This window comes from Cupriavidus sp. 05T42 (genome assembly GCF_056396345.1).
The window spans coordinates 449,831-465,708 of the sequence record NZ_JBFTLH010000001.1 but is presented as its reverse complement, the minus strand read 5'-3'; the positions used below and the strand labels follow the sequence as shown (position 1 = coordinate 465,708).

Annotated in this window: 15 protein-coding genes; 8 read left to right on the top strand and 7 right to left on the bottom strand. The window is 69.4% G+C overall.

The window, feature by feature from the left end:
• Positions 1 to 70 precede the first annotated feature (70 nt).
• Positions 71 to 700 (bottom strand): DUF938 domain-containing protein, encoded by a 630-nt coding sequence (locus AC1EJR_RS02040; protein WP_477110610.1) that lies wholly within the window; start codon positions 698 to 700, stop codon positions 71 to 73.
• Between the two features lie 147 nt (positions 701 to 847).
• On the opposite strand from AC1EJR_RS02040, the gene AC1EJR_RS02035 reads away from it, so the two are divergent.
• Both AC1EJR_RS02035 and AC1EJR_RS02030 read left to right on the top strand, forming a co-directional pair.
• Positions 848 to 1,453: an IMPACT family protein gene (locus AC1EJR_RS02035; RefSeq protein ID WP_477113605.1), complete on the top strand. Its 606-nt coding sequence runs from the start codon at positions 848 to 850 to the stop codon at positions 1,451 to 1,453.
• Positions 1,446 to 1,760, top strand: a complete 315-nt coding sequence (locus AC1EJR_RS02030) for a 2Fe-2S iron-sulfur cluster-binding protein (RefSeq protein ID WP_092293531.1) — start codon at positions 1,446 to 1,448, stop codon at positions 1,758 to 1,760. The genes AC1EJR_RS02035 and AC1EJR_RS02030 overlap by 8 nt, the downstream gene beginning before the upstream one ends.
• A 21-nt stretch (positions 1,761 to 1,781) precedes the next feature.
• Here the strand turns inward: AC1EJR_RS02030 and AC1EJR_RS02025 are convergent, their stop codons facing one another.
• The 4 genes from AC1EJR_RS02025 to AC1EJR_RS02010 form a co-directional block, all read right to left on the bottom strand.
• Complete coding sequence (locus AC1EJR_RS02025) at positions 1,782 to 2,897, bottom strand: extracellular catalytic domain type 1 short-chain-length polyhydroxyalkanoate depolymerase (RefSeq protein ID WP_477113604.1); 1,116 nt, start codon at positions 2,895 to 2,897, stop codon at positions 1,782 to 1,784.
• A gap of 101 nt (positions 2,898 to 2,998) precedes the next feature.
• Positions 2,999 to 3,748, bottom strand: coding sequence for a sulfite exporter TauE/SafE family protein (locus tag AC1EJR_RS02020; protein ID WP_369823406.1), 750 nt, complete (start codon positions 3,746 to 3,748; stop codon positions 2,999 to 3,001).
• Between the two features lie 12 nt (positions 3,749 to 3,760).
• The gene (locus AC1EJR_RS02015; protein WP_092293536.1) at positions 3,761 to 4,135 is read right to left on the bottom strand and encodes an antibiotic biosynthesis monooxygenase family protein; all 375 of its coding nucleotides are present in this window, start codon (positions 4,133 to 4,135) and stop codon (positions 3,761 to 3,763) included.
• Between the two features lie 17 nt (positions 4,136 to 4,152).
• Entirely contained in the window at positions 4,153 to 5,286 is a 1,134-nt protein-coding gene (locus AC1EJR_RS02010; protein WP_477113603.1) for a cytochrome P450, read from the bottom strand.
• A gap of 268 nt (positions 5,287 to 5,554) precedes the next feature.
• On the opposite strand from AC1EJR_RS02010, the gene paoA reads away from it, so the two are divergent.
• Genes paoA through paoC form a run of 3 tightly spaced genes read left to right on the top strand, consistent with a single transcriptional unit; the run spans position 5,555 to position 9,388 of the window.
• Positions 5,555 to 6,217 (top strand): aldehyde dehydrogenase iron-sulfur subunit PaoA, encoded by a 663-nt coding sequence (gene paoA / locus AC1EJR_RS02005; protein WP_092293538.1) that lies wholly within the window; start codon positions 5,555 to 5,557, stop codon positions 6,215 to 6,217.
• The gene (locus AC1EJR_RS02000) at positions 6,214 to 7,164 is read left to right on the top strand and encodes an FAD binding domain-containing protein (protein ID WP_454758033.1); all 951 of its coding nucleotides are present in this window, start codon (positions 6,214 to 6,216) and stop codon (positions 7,162 to 7,164) included. The genes paoA and AC1EJR_RS02000 overlap by 4 nt, the downstream gene beginning before the upstream one ends.
• A 16-nt stretch (positions 7,165 to 7,180) precedes the next feature.
• Positions 7,181 to 9,388 carry an aldehyde oxidoreductase molybdenum-binding subunit PaoC gene (gene paoC / locus AC1EJR_RS01995; RefSeq protein ID WP_477113602.1) on the top strand — a complete coding sequence of 736 codons (2,208 nt, stop codon included), beginning with the start codon at positions 7,181 to 7,183 and terminating at the stop codon, positions 9,386 to 9,388.
• A 30-nt stretch (positions 9,389 to 9,418) separates the two neighbouring features.
• Here the strand turns inward: paoC and AC1EJR_RS01990 are convergent, their stop codons facing one another.
• Positions 9,419 to 9,610: a hypothetical protein gene (locus AC1EJR_RS01990; RefSeq protein WP_441591345.1), complete on the bottom strand. Its 192-nt coding sequence runs from the start codon at positions 9,608 to 9,610 to the stop codon at positions 9,419 to 9,421.
• 485 nt (positions 9,611 to 10,095) lie between these two features.
• Between AC1EJR_RS01990 and AC1EJR_RS01985 the strand changes: the two genes are divergently transcribed.
• The 3 genes from AC1EJR_RS01985 to AC1EJR_RS01975 all read left to right on the top strand — a co-directional run bounded on the left by AC1EJR_RS01985 (position 10,096) and on the right by AC1EJR_RS01975 (position 14,972).
• Positions 10,096 to 13,161, top strand: a complete 3,066-nt coding sequence (locus tag AC1EJR_RS01985) for an autotransporter outer membrane beta-barrel domain-containing protein (RefSeq protein WP_477146859.1) — start codon at positions 10,096 to 10,098, stop codon at positions 13,159 to 13,161.
• Positions 13,162 to 13,304: 143 nt separating this feature from the next.
• On the top strand, positions 13,305 to 14,246 hold the full coding sequence (locus tag AC1EJR_RS01980) for a hypothetical protein (protein WP_143093876.1): 942 nt from the start codon (positions 13,305 to 13,307) through the stop codon (positions 14,244 to 14,246).
• Between the two features lie 78 nt (positions 14,247 to 14,324).
• Positions 14,325 to 14,972 carry a response regulator gene (locus AC1EJR_RS01975; protein WP_477146858.1) on the top strand — a complete coding sequence of 216 codons (648 nt, stop codon included), beginning with the start codon at positions 14,325 to 14,327 and terminating at the stop codon, positions 14,970 to 14,972.
• Here the strand turns inward: AC1EJR_RS01975 and AC1EJR_RS01970 are convergent.
• Positions 14,969 to 15,868 carry a LysR family transcriptional regulator gene (locus AC1EJR_RS01970; protein ID WP_092293549.1) on the bottom strand — a complete coding sequence of 300 codons (900 nt, stop codon included), beginning with the start codon at positions 15,866 to 15,868 and terminating at the stop codon, positions 14,969 to 14,971. The genes AC1EJR_RS01975 and AC1EJR_RS01970 overlap by 4 nt on opposite strands.
• Positions 15,869 to 15,878: the final 10 nt, after the last annotated feature.

Sequence of the window (15,878 nt, the reverse complement as noted above, 5' to 3'; positions counted from 1 at the left end):
CGGAGCGCCGCCTGCGCGCCGCGTTCGCCGTCTGCCTGATCGTCACGGCGGTGATCATGCTCGTGCGCGGCTAGCCTGCCGCCGGCTTGCGGAAGACCAGGCTGAAGTTGTTCGCCGGCATCGGGATGGGCGCGTCGCAGGTCATGCCTTGGGCAGCCCCGAGGGCGATCACCGCTTCCATGTCGCGCACGCCCCATTCGGCATCGGCGGCACGCAGCTGCGCGTCGAAGGCTTCGTTGCTGGGCGCCGTGTGGGCGCCGTCGCGCTTGTAGGGGCCGTAGAGATAGAGCACGCCGCCCGGCCCGAGCCGCTTGCCGGCGCCGGCGAACAGCGCCTGGGCGGCCGCCCACGGCGAGATGTGGACCATATTGATACAGACGATGGCGGCCACGGCGTCGATGCCCCAGGGTTCCGCGCGCACGTCGAGGGCCAGCGGCGGCAGCACGTTCGTCGCCCCGGCGTGGGCCGCCCAGGCCGCGATCGACTCGCGCCAGGTGGCATCGGGGTCGCTCGGCTGCCAGGTGATGCCCGGCAGCGCGGCGGCAAAGTGCGCGGCGTGCTGGCCGGTGCCGCTGGCAATCTCGAGCACCGTGCCGCTGGCCGGCAGCACCTTGCGCAGCACGGCAAGGATCGGCTCCCGGTTGCGCTCGGTGGCAGGCGCCATGCGGCGCGCGGCGAGGTCGGGGGACGGGCGGTTCATGGGCGCTCCTGTTTTCGCGGGTGACAGGCGCAAGGGTAGCAGGCGCGGCGCCCCGGCGCGGTCAGACCCGGACGGCGCAGCGCCCCGGCTGCGCTACACTCCCCTACTGCCCAGTCACCCCGCCGGTTTCGGCCGATTTTCGCCGCCTTGCCCACCTACACGCTTGCCACCCCCGTCCACTCGGACCTCGAGATCCGCAAGAGCCGCTTTATCGGCCTGGCCACGCCCGTGCCGGACCGCGAGGCCGCCATGGCAATGCTCCAGGACCTGCGCGCGCAGCACCCGGGGGCCACGCATGTGTGTTGGGCGCTGCTGGCGGGTGGACAGTCGGGCATGTCCGATGACGGCGAGCCGTCTGGCACGGCGGGCCGGCCGATCCTCGAAGTGCTGCGCCACCATGATCTCGATGGCGTGCTGGCGGCGGTGATCCGCTACTACGGCGGGGTCAAGCTCGGCGCGGGTGGACTCGTGCGCGCCTATACCGATGCGATCGCCGCCGCGCTCAAGGACGCCGAGCGCGTCGAGCGCATCGCCTACGCCACGCTGGATGTCGAGGTGGACTATGCCGACGAACCGCGCGTGCGCCGCTGGATCGAATCGATGGCTGGCGAGGGCTGCATGCTGGCCGACACCCAGTACGGCGCGCTGGCCCGGCTGGTGATCCGCCTGCCGGCCACGCTGCGCGATTCCGCCATCGCCACCCTGCGCGACGCCACCCATGGCCGCGCCCAGTTTCCGGAAGCCGATGCCTGATCCGGACGACATCACCACCCACGACAGCGCCGAATTCACCGCCCGCGTGCTGCCCGGCGAGACGCACTACGCCGCGCCGGCCGCGCTGAGCCTGTTGGAGGCGGCCTTGCTCGAAGGCGTCGCCCTGCCCAGCTCCTGCCGCAACGGCACCTGCCGGGCCTGCATCAGCCAGCTTCACGCGGGGAGCGTGCGCTATCGGATCGAATGGCCGGGACTCAGTGCGGATGAAAAGGACGAGGGCCTGATCCTGCCGTGCGTGGCGTGTCCGACCAGCGACGTGGCCTTCGAGCCGGTCGGCACGAACTAAACCCCGGGGTAAGTCACCCCATCAAGCCAGCCCGCGCCCGTTCACGGAGAAAAAGCGCAGGGCGATCTTCAGCGCATCGGGGCCGGTCGGGTCGGCGAAGGCCTGCCCCGGCGCGCCACCGCTCCAGGCGTGGCGCAGCCCCTCCACCTTGACCAGCCGCATAAAGGGCCGCACGCCGGCCTGCCAGTCGAAGACATCCACCGCACGCCGGGTGCCGCGCCGCACGCGCCGGGGCGGCATGGCCTTGGGGGCGGGCGCGCCGGGCGGCAGCAGCTCCAGCCACAGGGCAGCGGCCGACGTGGCGTTGTCGTAGGTGACCACGGTGTCGTCATCGCCATGCAGCAGCAGCAGCGGGGGCGGACGCCGGCCCGCCAGCGCCAGCCGGGCCGCCACGGCGTCCGGTACGCGCTCGCCGCGCATGGCTCGCGGGGCCTGGGCCGCGTTGACGGCGCTGTAGGGCACCGCGCCCGAGTGCGAACCCACGGCGGCAAAACGATCCGGATAGCGCAGGCCGAGCATCATCGCCATCGCCCCGCCCGCAGACAGCCCCAGCGTGCAGACCCGTTCGCCGATGATGGCGTAGCGCCGGCAGACATGGTCGATCATCGACATCAGCAGCGCCGCCTCGGATGCGCCCCGGGCGTCCGGCCGGAACCAGTTCCAGCAGCGCTGCGAGTTCGCCTGCACCGACTGCTCGGGCATCAGCACCACCCAGCGCGCATCGCGCGCCACGGTGGTCACGCGCGCGCAGGCGGCAAAGCTGGCGGCGTCCTGCCCGCAGCCGTGCAGCAGCACCAGCAGCGGCGCGGGTCGCGCGGCGCTCACGCCTGGCGGCACGAAGATCCGGTAGCGCCGCTGGCCCAGCGCGCCCAGGCCAAGGGTGAAGCCCCAGACCCCCTCCTCCCAGACCCCGCCGCCCTTGCTGACCGGCGACGGCGCCGGCGTGACCACGCCGGTCAGCGCCCTGTGCGCAGCCTTGCCCACGGCGCGGCCCACGGCCTCGCTGACCGCACTGCTTTGTTGCTTGGCCGTCTTCAGCACGGAATTGGTCACCGTGCGTTGCAGGCGCCGGGCGCTACGCGCCGCCTGCTTGCCCAGCGTTGCCCACAGTTGGGTAGTATCCCTGCGCCGTGTCATGCCGCATCGCCCTTTCGTCGTCTGGTGCCGTGGCGGATGCCACGCTGCGATCCTGCACCAGTATCGGGGGCGATTGTGTCAGGTTTTCATGCCATGTCCGGTCAGACGATGCCGCGCAGGGCCAGATCCGCCCCCAGCAACAGCAATCCGCAGAAGAACAGGCGCCGGAAGCGCTCCGCGCTGATCCGGTGCCGCAGCCACTGGCCGAGGAACATCCCGCCCAGCGCGGGCACCAGCGCCAGCAGCGAGGCCCCGAGCACCGGCGTATGGAGCAGCGCGCCGCCCAGCGCCAGGCTCACCGCCAGCGCGATGGTCGAGACCGTGAACGACAGCCCCAGCGCCTGCACCATGCTCTCCTTGTCGAGGCCGAGCCCCTGCAGGTAAGGCACGGCGGGAATGACGAAGACCCCGGTCACGGCGGTGATCGCCCCCGTAACCAGCCCGGCCAGCGGCGCCATCCAGCGTTCCGCCCGGGGCGGCACGACCAGCCGCACGGCGGCGAGGCCCATCACGGCATAGACGATCAGCGCCACGCCGAGCGCGTTGGTGGCGTGGTCCATCATCCTGGCCGGCACCAGCGCGGCGCAAAGCCACGTGCCGGCGCAGATGGTGACCAGCATCGGCCACAGCCGCAGCAGCAGCTGACCGAAGCGCGGGCCGCTGAACAGCTGCACGACGTTGGTCACCATGGACGGCGCCACCAGCAGCGCGGCGGCCTGCACGGGCGGCATGACCAGCCCGAGCAGGCCCACCGCCACGGTCGGCAGGCCAAGGCCCACCACGCCCTTGACGAAGCCGGCCAGCAGGAAGGTMAGGCCGATAAACGCGAATTCAGGACCTACGTGGAACATCGACAAACTCCTTCAGCGGGGGGCGGGCATGCCGGTGGGCACCTCGGCGTGGACCGCCCGGCTGTCCGCCGGCGCCTCGTCGCGCTCGTTCAGCCCGTAGTCGCGCAGCACCTGGGCCACGCGCAGCCGGTAGTTGGCGAACACGCCGCCGCGCCCGGCCGCCTGCGCCTGGCGGTGGTCTAGCGTGTTGCGCCATGCCATGACCGCCGCTTCGTCGCGGAAGAACGAGAGGGACAGCAGCTTGCCCGGCGTGGTCAGGCTCTGGAAGCGCTCCACCGAGATAAAGCCATCGATGGCCTCAAGTGTCGGCTTCAGGTGGGCGGCGATGTCGAGATAGGCGTCCTGGCGGCCCGGCGCGGGTTCGACTTCGAAGATCACGGCAATCATGGGGGCTCCTCTATTTATTAGTGGGATGGTGCGAACAGCGGAATGCGGGCGTTCACGGACGGACGATAGCGCAAGCCGGCCAGCAGGCGGCGCGGGTCGACATCGCGCTGGAGCAGGCTGTCGACGGTGGTTGCTGCTAGAAGACGCGCCAGCGCGTCGCCGGGGCAGCCGTGGCGGCCGGTGCCGAAGGTCCAGGGGCGGTCGGGGCGCGCCCCCGCCGGGTCGTGCGATGCGGCGGCCAGCAGCACCAGCACGGCATCGCCAGCCTTCAGGGATTCGCCGCAGAGCGTGGCGTCCGCCGCCAGGAAGCGGCGTGTGTTCTGCACCGGCGGATCGCTACGGGCAACGTCCGCGACCAGTTGATCGAGATCGCCCGATGCTTCGCCCAACCGCCCCAGCCGCACCAGCGTATTCCCAACCAGCCCGGCCGTGGCCTCGCACGCCTGGATCATCAGGCCGATGGCGTTGGCCAGCAGCGTGGCGGGGTCGATATCGGCGTCGATAGCGGTGTCGATAGCGGCCTGCGACATCGCCGCGAGCAAGCCGCCGGGGGCGGCATGCTCCCCCGCCCAGCGCGTCAGCCATTGCGCGGCCACGGCGCCCGCCTCCACATCGGCAGGCCGGGCGAGCGGTGACATGGCCGCGGCGAACGTCGCCACGAAGCCAGCCACCCGCGTGGACACATGGCCGGCTTCGTCCCGCTCCAGCGGCAGCCCGAGCAGGTCCGCCACGCAGAGCACGGGCAGCGTGAACATCCAGCGATTGGCCTCGTGGGCGTCGTCCGCCTCCACGCGCGGCAGGTGTGCGGCCAGCGCGCGGGCGCGGGTGCGGGCGTCCGGAAGGTCGATGCCGGCCATCGCCCGCATGACCACGGCCTTGAGCGCCGCATGGGGCGCGCCGTCGGTCATGCGCACCAGCCGGCTGAACAGGGCGCCCGCCGGGGTGCCGGCCAGCGCGGGCGGCACCGGCTGGGCCACCGGGCGGACCCGGCAGTCGGGATGGGCGAGGACCTCGGCGGCCGCGTCGGCGCTGGCGGCCACCCACAGGCCCAGCGCGGCATCGTGGTGGAACGGCCGCGTGGCGGCCAGGTGCCGGTAGTACGGATAGGGGTCGGGATCGGTAACGGCGGCAATCGGATCGGCAACGTACATGGGGGCGGCTCCGTGGCGAATGGATGCAGTGTGCGTCACGCCGTGCCGCCGATGCTTCATGGCGACGTGAAACGTCGAATGCCGGCGGGCAGGCCGGGCGAGGGCGCAGGCGGGCGCGGGCGGGCTCGGGCATGTTTTGTGCGCCGCTCTGCCCGCACTGGCAGCCGCCCCGCTCGGCCGGCCCGCGCCGTGTAATAACTGCGCGCAACCGTCGCTACATTGCAATTTCTGGCGTCCCCGCCCACGGACGATAACAAGGACCCCACCCATGGAAGACTTCCGCGACCATCAGCCTCTCAAGCTATCGCGGCGCGAACTGCTCAAGGCGAGCGCGGTCACGGTGACCGCCGCCGCCGTGCCGGGCGCCGCCACCGGCCAGCCCGCCGCCGCGCCCTCCCCCGCCACCACGCGCCCGCCCATCTCCCACAAGGTGTCGCTGATCGTCAACGGCCAGCGGCGCGACCTCGACCTCGACACCCGCACCACGCTGCTGGACGCCCTGCGCGAACACCTGCACCTGACCGGCACCAAGAAAGGCTGCGACCACGGCCAGTGCGGCGCGTGCACGGTCATCGTCGATGGGCGCCGGCTGAACTCCTGCCTGACGCTCGCCGTGATGCACCACGAGGCCAAGATCACGACGATCGAGGGTCTGGGCACGCCCGAGCGCATGCATCCGATGCAGGTGGCCTTCGTGAAGCATGACGGCTACCAGTGCGGCTATTGCACGCCCGGCCAGATCTGTTCCGCCGTGGCCGTGCTCGACGAGATCCAGGCCGGCATCCCGAGCCACGTCAGCGCGGACCTCAACGCGCGCCCGCCCCTGAGCGCCGAGGAGATCCGCGAGCGGATGAGCGGCAACATCTGCCGCTGCGGCGCCTATTCCAACATCCTCGACGCCATTGGCGACGTCGCCGGGAGAAAAGCATGATCCCCTTTACCTACGAACGCGCCCAGTCGCCGGCGCAGGCCGCCGCGTCCGCCACGCGCATCCCGGGCAGCCGCTTCATCGCGGGCGGCACCAATCTGCTCGATCTGATGAAACTCGGCATCGAGACCCCGCTGCACCTGATCGACGTGAACGGCCTGGCGCTGGACAAGATCGAGGCCACCTCCCAGGGCGGGCTGCGCATCGGCGCGCTGGTCCGCAACACCGACCTCGCCGCCGACCCGCGCGTGCGGCGCGACTACGGCGTGCTGGCGCGCGCGCTGCTGGCCGGCGCCTCCGGGCAGCTGCGCAACCGCGCCACCACGGCGGGCAACCTGCTGCAACGCACGCGCTGCCCCTATTTCTACGATACCGACCAGCCCTGCAACAAGCGCGTGCCGGGCAGCGGCTGCGCGGCCATCGGCGGCGTGACGCGGCAGCATGCGGTCATCGGCGCCAGCAATGCGTGCATCGCCACGCATCCGAGCGACATGGCCGTGGCGATGCGCGTGCTCGACGCCTCGGTGGAGACTGTCAACCCGAAGGGCGCCGTGCGCGTCATCCCGATCCTCGATTTCCACAAGCTGCCGGGCAACACGCCGCATATCGAGACCGCGCTGGAGCCGGGCGAGCTGATCACCGCCGTGACGCTGCCCCCGCCCATCGGCGGCGCGCAGTTGTACCGGAAGGTGCGCGACCGGGCCTCGTACGCGTTCGCGCTGGTGTCCGTGGCCGCCATCGTGCAGCGCGACGGCACCGGCCGCGTGGCCGTGGGCGGCGTGGCGCACCGGCCGTGGCGCCTGGAAGCCGCCGAGACCGAGTTGCCGCGCGGCGCCCAGGCCGTGACCCAGCGCCTGTTCGCGGACGCCCGGCCCACCCGCGACAACGCCTTCAAGGTGCCGCTGTTCCAGCGCACCCTCGCCGCCGTGCTGGCGCAGGCCCGCACCTGACCGGAGGAGACGGACGATGAAATTCGACACCCCCGCCACCACCAATCCGATCGACCAGCTTCGCGTGGTCGGCAAACCCACGGACCGTATCGACGGTCCCCACAAGGCCACCGGCACGGCGCCCTACGCCTACGAGCGGCACGACGTGGCGCGCAACCAGGCCTACGGCTATGTGCTGGGCGCCGGCATCGGACGCGGCCGCATCGTGTCGATGGACACCGCCACCGCGCGCCGCGCGCCCGGCGTGCTGGCCATCGTCACAGCCGCGAATGCCGGCAAGCTCGGCAAGGGCCAGCGCAATACCGCGAAGCTGCTCGGCGGCCCGGAGATCCAGCACTATCACCAGGCCGTGGCGCTGGTGGTAGCGGAGACCTTCGAGCAGGCCCGCGCGGCGGCGCAGATGATCCGCGTGCGCTATACCGCCGAGAAAGGCGCGTTCGACCTGGCCGCCGCGCGCGATACGGCCGTCGCGCCGAAGGGCGATGACTTTTCGGGCAAGCCGGAGACGGCCGTCGGCGACTTCGCCGGCAGCTTTGCGGCAGCGCCGGTGCAGCTGGACGCCACCTACACCACGCCCGACCAGTCGCACGCGATGATGGAGCCGCACGCCTCCATCGCCGCCTGGAACGGCGACAAGCTCACGTTGTGGACGGCCAACCAGATGATCGCCTGGGGCCGCGAAGACCTGGCGGCCACGCTCGGCATCCCCAAGGAGAACGTGCGCGTGATCTCGCCCTATATCGGCGGCGGCTTCGGCGGCAAGCTGTTCGTGCGGGCCGAGGCGCTGCTCGCGGCGCTGGGCGCGCGCGCGGCCAAGCGGCCCGTGAAGGTGGCGCTGACGCGGCCCCTGATGTTCAACAACACCACGCACCGGCCAGCGACGATCCAGCGCATCCGCATCGGCACCACGCGGGACGGCAAGATCACGGCCATCGCCCATGAAAGCTGGTCGGGCGACCTGCCCGGCGGCGGGCCCGAGACCGCCGTGCAGCAGACGCGCCTGCTCTACGCCGGCGCCAACCGGATGACCGCGCTGCGACTAGCCACGCTGGACCTGCCCGAAGGCAACGCCATGCGCGCGCCGGGCGAGGCGCCGGGCATGATGGCGCTGGAGATCGCCATCGACGAGATCGCCGAGAAGGTCGGCATCGACCCCGTGCAGTTCCGCATCCTCAACGACACGCAGGTCGATCCGGAGAAGCCGGCGCGGCCGTTCTCGCAGCGGCAGTTCGTCCAATGCCTGCGGCTGGGCGCCGAGCGCTTCGGCTGGCAGGCGCGCAATCCCAAACCCGGTGCGACCAAGGCGGGGCAATGGCTGGTCGGCATGGGCGTGGCGTCGGCCTTCCGGAACAACCTCGTCATGAAGTCCGGCGCGCGCGTGGGGGTGGACAAGGGCGGCCGGGTCATCGTGGAGACCGATATGACCGATATCGGCACGGGCAGCTATACGGTCATCGCCCAGACGGCGGCCGAGATGCTGGGCGTGCCGATCGAACAGGTGGTGGTGCGGCTGGGCGATTCGTCGTTCCCGGTGTCGGCGGGGTCCGGCGGGCAGTGGGGCGCCAACAGTTCGACGTCAGGCGTCTATGCCGCCTGCGTGAAGCTGCGCCAACTGCTGGCCGAGCGTGCCGGCCTGAGCGGCACGGACGCGGTGTTCGAGGGTGGCCAGATTCGCGCCGGGGGCCGCAGCGTGCCGCTGGCACAGGCGGCGGGGGACGGCGTGACCGCCGAGGACACCCTGGAATTCGGCGATCTCGACAAGAAGTACCAGCAATCGACCTTCGGCGCGCATTTCGTCGAGGTGGGCGTGGACATGGCAACCGCCGAGATCCGCGTGCGCCGCATGCTGGCCGTCTGCGCGGCGGGGCGGATCCTGAATCCGAAGTCGGCACGCAGCCAGGTGATCGGCGCCATGACGATGGGCGTGGGCGCCGCCTTGATGGAGGAACTTGCCATCGACAAGCGCGTGGGCTTTTTCGTCAATCACGACCTCGCCGGCTACGAGGTGCCCGTGCACGCCGATATTCCCCACCAGGACGTGATTTTCCTGGACGAGGTGGATCCCATTTCCTCGCCGATGAAAGCGAAGGGCGTGGGAGAACTCGGCATTTGCGGGGTGGGCGCGGCGGTGGCCAATGCCATCTACCACGCCACCGGCGTGCGGGTGCGCGACTACCCGATCACGCTGGACAAACTCCTGGCGGGGATGCCGGCGATGGCCTGATTCGTCGCCATATGCCCGTCCACCCGTCCGTCAGGCCTTGCGCGACGGACGGGCATTGCGCAGTGCCGAAGGCCGCACTTCCTGCAGCGATCGCAGCGAGCGCTGTGCGTCCTCCACCGCTTCGAGCCCCTCCCGCAGCCGCGTGCAGGCGTAGCCAAGGCGCGCCTGCACCTCGGTATCCAGTGAAGACAGACGCTCCAGGGCGTCCAGTTCCGTCTGCAAGTGGCCAATCATTCTTCGTAATTGCGCCGTGCTATGAGATGCGAGTGACTGGATGGCCATTCGTAATCCCCTGTGGCTAAGGATGCAAAATGAGAAGGGCAGTGCCCATCCTAATACCCTAGGGCGAGCCACCCAGAATTCCAGCGCTGTTACATATATGTTGGGAGCGCTCCCCGGGTAATCCGGCATTGCGCTGGGAGTGAGCAGCCCCTTTCGCTGTCAAGCCTGCTGGCTCTGTATTTCTTGCATGGTCGACCGGCACATGGATAATAAATGACAATCGCGAGATTGCGTTATGTCGATCGGGAAAATAAATATCAGACTCCGCAGGAAAATAAATCCCCCGTCCTGACGATAATCCACTTTCTCAACCCTCTCGCATCACATACACTGCCCTTCAAATCCACCCGATAATCCTCTGATAATCCAATATCACCCATTATCAAACATATTGGATTCAGTTTCCGATCCATGGGAAATTGCCGATGCCCGTTCCGTCCCGAGTTCGCATCGCTGTACTCCTGTTGTTCGCCACCGCCTTCCGGCCCCTTCATGCGACTGACCTGACKAGTTCGGAGGTGGGCTACAAGCTGAGCCGGGCCGACAATCCGTTCGTCGTGGTACCCGGCGCGATCATCGACACGCGTGGGAACGGCGCCGTTGCCATCGACGCATCGGGCAGCTCCGGCTGGGCACTGACCAACAACGGCACCGTCTATGGCGGCTACAACGCGGTGCACCTCCCCCTGGGCACCTTGACCAACTTCGGCGTGCTGGCGAGCCCCGGCACCACCGCGGTGGCGATGTTCGCTGGCGGCACCGTGGTGAACCACGCCGGCGCGGTGATCGCCGGCAAGCTCGACGGCATCTACCTCGGGCAGTCCGGCAGCATCGTGATCAATGCCGGCGACATCGCCGGCGACGTGTTCGACTACTCCAGCACGCAGGCCGCCATCCATTTCGCCGAGAGCGGCACCGTGGTCAATCTGGCGACGGGCCGCATCGTCGGGCATGCGCACGGCATCCTGGCCACGCCTGCCCTCACCCTCGACAACGCCGGCTTGATTGCGTCGGACGAGGGCGCAGCCATCGACCTGCACTCGGGCCCCAGCGCGCCGGCCTCCATCGTCAACAGCGGCACGATCAACGGGCGCAGCGGCGTGGCCATCGCCTTCGGCCCGGCGGACGACCGGCTCGAGATCACCGGCACCTCGCGGATCACCGGCGTCGTGGACGGTGGCGCGGCGGGCAGCGCCGGCAACATGCTGGTGCTCGGCGGCGCCGACGCTGGCAGCTTCGACCTCTCCGCGCTCGGCCCCGCCGCGCAGTACCGGAACTTCGGCATCCTCCAGAAGCAGGGCGCCAGCATCTGGACGCTGACGGGCGCGAACCTCGACGAGCAGGCGTGGCAGGTCGGCGGCGGCGRCTTCGTGGTGGCCGGGCAGCTCACCGGCAGCCTGACCGCCCAGCCCGGCGTCACCGGCCTCTATATAGAAGTGGCGCCGGGCGGAGCGCTCCAGTCGCCGACAACCAGCGCCATCACCCTCAACGGCGGGAGCCAGATCGTCAATGCCGGCACGATCACGGCCAGCGGCGCGGGCGTCCCGGCCATCCGGATCGGTGGCGCGGATGGTCCCGCCAGCGTAGTCAACCAGCCGGGGGCGACGATTGCCGGCAGCCAGGGGCCGGCCATCGTGGCGGGCGCCAACGTCGCCATCGTCAACGCGGGCACGCTGAGCGGCAGCGGCGTCGCCGTGCAGTTCACCGGGGCAAATAGCACGTTGACGCTCGATACCGGCAGCGCCTTATCGGGCGACCTCGACGGTGGCAACGGCGCCGGCAACGCCCTGATTCTGCAGGGCAGCGGCAGCCTGCCCGGCCGCGCCTATAGCTTCCCCAATTTTTATATGCGCGGCACGGACTGGTTGCTCGACGGCACCGMGGAGATCGGGACATCGGCCACGGTCGAGACCGGCACCCTGCGCGTGAACGGCACGCTCGCCAGCCCGGCCGTGGCGGTGTCGCCCGGCGCGGCGCTGGCCGGCACGGGCACGGTACAGGGCGCCGTCAGCGTGCAGGGCATCGTCGCGCCCGGGAACACCGTCTTGCCGACTACGCCGAGGGCGCCGCTGTCGGTCGGCACGCTGTCTGTCGTGGGCAGCTACAGCCACGCGGCCGGCGCCGTGTATCAGGTGGATGTCTCGCCCACCAGCAACGACCTGATCGACGTCACCGGCCCCGCCGCGCTGGCCGGCGGCATGGTGCAGGCCCGTCTGCGCGCGCTGTCGCTGCGTCCTGCCGATACGTACCGCATCCTGTCGGCCTCGGGCGGGCTGACCGGCACGTTCGCGGGCGTGACCACGCTCAATCCGTTCGCCACGCCGTCCCTGGCCTACGATGCCGGGAATGCCTACCTCGTGGTCGCACGCGGCTTCGCCCTGGCCGGCGGTACACCGAACGAGATCGCCGTGGAAACTGCCCTGGACCGCGACGCCTTCGCCGCAGGCACCAACAACGCGCCGAGCCGGGACTTCCTGTCGGTGGCGCTCGAACTGTTCAATCAGGAAGGTGCAGGAGCCTACGCGGCGATCGACCAGTTGAGCGCGGAAGCCTACGCCGCGCTGCCGAACGCCCACTACGCGGCGGCGCGGGCGGGCATGAACGCCATCGACACCCGGCTTGCGGACAACACCTGCACCGGCGCGGCACCGGCGGCGCGCTTCTGCGCATGGGCCACAGTGCTGGGCAACACCGGCCGCATCGGCGGGTATGACACGTGGCTGTCGCAGGACATCAACCTGGCGGGCGTCATGGCCGGGGTCGACTATCAATGGACGCCGGCGTTCACCGGCGGGATGGCATTCGGCTACCTCCACGGCAATACCTTCACCCACGGCCTGCCGGTGCACGGCCAGTTCGACAGCTATCAGGCCGTGCTCTATGGCCGCTACACGGCAGGCCGCTACTGGTTCCGGCAGGCACTGGGCTACGCGCGCAATATCGACGATATGCGTCGCGACATCACGTTCACCGAGGTGCCCCGCACGGCCACGGGCGGCGCGCACGGCAATCAGTTCTTCACCGCCCTGCGCACCGGCGTGGACCTGCCGCTGGCCCTGCCCGGCGTGCTGTCACCGTTTGCCGGCGCGGAGTTGCAGTCTGTGAAGTTGTCCGGCACGGTGGAATCCGGGGCGGACAGCGTCAACCTTGTGCTGCCTTCGCGCACGACGCATTCGGTCCGGTCGCTGCTCGGCACCGAGTKGCGCCATCTGTTCGACGGACCGGGCGGCGCGTGGCGTATCGACGCCGCGGCGGCCTGGGTCCACACCTTCGGCACGAACACGCTGGCTATCAATGCGCGCTACGCCGGCGCCCCCGCCACCGACTTCACGGTGCACGGCAGCGGCCAGAACCGCAATGCCGCTCAACTGCGGCTGGGCATGAGCGTCAGTCCCACGCCGCGTAGCCGATTGTCCATTCGCTACGACGGCGAACTCGGCACCCACGGCAGCACGCATGGCGGCGCGGTGGGCTTCTCCTATCACTGGTAGGTCCAGCGACTCGCAGATTATTCAAATCGATGTCGACGAAGGGGGTGGCCTGACAGCAGAGAGATTGCATTTTCAGGAAACAGCGATGGTGACATCACGGCTAAGCGGCTAACGTAGGCCAACGGTGTTCACACAGATCGCATATGCAAACAAATATTCCGCTGGAGGTTGAGACAGACCATCCGAGCCACCTCGGCACCCATCCCGCCGAGATGGAGGCTGCCCTGCTCAGGAATCGGTACTGCAAGACCATGGCCGAGTTCTTCGAAGCACCGGCCACCGTATCGCTATCGCGCGTGGCGCGGGCGATGTACCGACTGGGCCGGGTTCGCCAATGGCAGGCCATCAATGCCACCGCGCGCGGTGCGCCCGCGCCGAATACGGCCAGCCTGCGGTCCGGCGTGCTCGAAAGCCTGGCCGGCTCGCACGCCATGGTCGTGCACCGCAAGCACTGGTACGGCACCCACTATAACAAGACCGATCTGTCCGATCTGGCGCTCCAGGTGGCGATGCTGCTTGCGCTCGACTGGCGCGATCTGGCGGCGTTCGCGCTGCGGGAATGGTTTGGCGAGCACTCCGAACTCGACAATCTCTACCAGCCCACGCTCAGCGGCGTCACCGGCATGATCATCCGGGTGGCCGGGCAGGCGCTCGATGTCGAGGTGCCCGGGGCCGCGTTCCGCCCCACGGAATCGCCGCTTGCCGATATGGCCTTGCACTGGCGCGACAACGAAACCGCGTTCGTGGAACTGGCGCTACAACTGGCCGACCGCCATCTCGCGCAAAGCCACGGCCATTCGCCCACGGCACTCGCGGACTTCGACCAGCCCATCGAACAGGCCGTGCCGGTGGAACTGCTGATGCTGCTGCGCCTGCGCGGCTATGCGGCCACGCCGCGCTGGCTGGCCGTCCATCCGGCGCTGGCGCATCCGGCCGCGGTGCTGTGCACGGCGGCCTCCCCGGTGCCCTCGCAGCGCTGCGAACAGTTCGTCATGCAGATGGTCCGCCTCCTGCCCGAGTACCAGGCATTGCGCACGGCCCTCGCGGCGCAGCAGGCCAGCCTGCGCGCCAATCGTCCCCGATAGCTCTCCCCCTCACCCGCCGGCCGCCACGCGCCGGCGGGGCCTTGACCACGCCAGCATGACCTGTTCGGAGACAACGTTATGACCTTGATGGCCAATCGCATCGCCGTCGCAGACGACCACCCTCTCATCCTCAAGGCATTGCATGACTGCCTCGCCGCCACGCCTGGGTTCGAGGTGATCTGCGCATGCGCAAACGGCGGCGCGTTKATCCATGCGCTGGCCGATGCCGAAGTCGACATCATCGTGACAGACTTCGCCATGGGGCAGGCAGACCGCAGTGTCGACGGCTTCAACCTGCTGCGGCAGCTCATCGCGCGCCATCCCGACGCCCGCATCGTGGTGATCAGCGGCCAGATGAACCCGGGCATCGTGGCCCGTGCCATGCACCTCGGCGTGCGCGCGTTCGTCAGCAAGCAGGATGAACTCGACGAGGTGGTCCAGGCCTGCGTGCACGTGACCACCACGGACGAGTGCTTCTATTCCTCGACCATCCGCACGCTGCTGAACGCCTCCGGCGCCATGAAGAAGGCAGTCCACGACCTGACCCTGCGCGAGACGGAAGTGGTGCGCCTCTACGTCCAGGGCTTGCAGTTACAGGAGATCGCCACCCGGGTCGGGCGGTCGATCAGCACCGTCTCATCGCAGAAATCCACGGCCATGGACAAGCTCGGGGTCAAGAAGAACACCGACCTGATCCGCTACGCCTACGAACACGGTGTGATCTAGGCGCCGCGCCCTGCCGCGCGTTCCTGCAGGAACGCGATCAGCGTGGCCACGGCGCGCGTCTGGTAGCGCGCCGGCATGTAGAGCAGGTACATGGTGGTCCGGAGGAAAGATAAATCCTCCGGCGGCAGCGGCAGGCGCAGCAGCGCCCCCGTGGCGAGGTCCTGATCCACCATGTAGTGCGGCACCAGTCCCACCCCCAGCCCCTGGAGGATGGCATCGCGCAGGAAGAAGAAGTTCGCCGACATCAGCCTGGGCCGAATGTCGAGCTGCCGGCTTGCCGGGCCCGGCCTCCCCGCCGCGTGCAGCTTCTGGCCCGTCAGCTCCGAGGTGATCAGCGGCAGGTCCTTGAATTGCTCGAGGGTCTGCGGCATGCCGTAGGTGCGCACCAGATCCGGCGTCGCGCAGGCCACATATTCGACGTCGCCCAGGCTGCAGGCCACGGCGTTGGTGGGCGCGTCGCCCATCACGCGGACGGAGAAGTCCACCGCGCCCTTGATCAGGTCGTCGATGTCGTTGTCGAACACCACGTTCAGCGTGATGGCCGGATACAGGTTCATGAACGCGATGAACCACGCGGACATGGTGTGCTGGCCGAAGCCGCTCGGCACGCTGAGCCGGACCGTGCCGCTCAACCGCTTCCCCAGACTCTGGACCGACTCCTGCGCCGCCATCACTTCGTGGCGGATGGCCCGGGCATGCTCATACAACTGCCAGCCGAGTTCCGTCGGTTCCAGCTGCCGCGTGCTGCGTCGCAGCAATTCCGCGCCAATCTGCCGCTCGAAGTGGTTGAGGCGCTTGCTGACGTTGGCGCGGCTCATGCCGAGTTGCGCCGCGGCGCGGCTGAGATTGCCGGCCTCGATGATGTCCACGAGCAGGGACAGCCCGTTCAGGTCCATTGTCAACTTT

Excerpts from the sequence above, each read along its gene's own strand:
- AC1EJR_RS02040 (WP_477110610.1), bottom strand. The coding sequence starts at position 700 with ATGAACCGCCCGTCCCCCGACCTCGCCGCGCGCCGCATGGCGCCTGCC.
- AC1EJR_RS02030 (WP_092293531.1), top strand. The coding sequence starts at position 1,446 with ATGCCTGATCCGGACGACATCACCACCCACGACAGCGCCGAATTCACC.
- AC1EJR_RS02025 (WP_477113604.1), bottom strand. The coding sequence starts at position 2,897 with ATGACACGGCGCAGGGATACTACCCAACTGTGGGCAACGCTGGGCAAG.
- AC1EJR_RS02015 (WP_092293536.1), bottom strand. The coding sequence starts at position 4,135 with ATGATTGCCGTGATCTTCGAAGTCGAACCCGCGCCGGGCCGCCAGGAC.
- AC1EJR_RS02010 (WP_477113603.1), bottom strand. The coding sequence starts at position 5,286 with ATGTACGTTGCCGATCCGATTGCCGCCGTTACCGATCCCGACCCCTAT.
- paoA (WP_092293538.1), top strand. The coding sequence starts at position 5,555 with ATGGAAGACTTCCGCGACCATCAGCCTCTCAAGCTATCGCGGCGCGAA.
- AC1EJR_RS02000 (WP_454758033.1), top strand. The coding sequence starts at position 6,214 with ATGATCCCCTTTACCTACGAACGCGCCCAGTCGCCGGCGCAGGCCGCC.
- paoC (WP_477113602.1), top strand. The coding sequence starts at position 7,181 with ATGAAATTCGACACCCCCGCCACCACCAATCCGATCGACCAGCTTCGC.
- AC1EJR_RS01980 (WP_143093876.1), top strand. The coding sequence starts at position 13,305 with ATGCAAACAAATATTCCGCTGGAGGTTGAGACAGACCATCCGAGCCAC.
- AC1EJR_RS01970 (WP_092293549.1), bottom strand. The coding sequence starts at position 15,868 with ATGGACCTGAACGGGCTGTCCCTGCTCGTGGACATCATCGAGGCCGGC.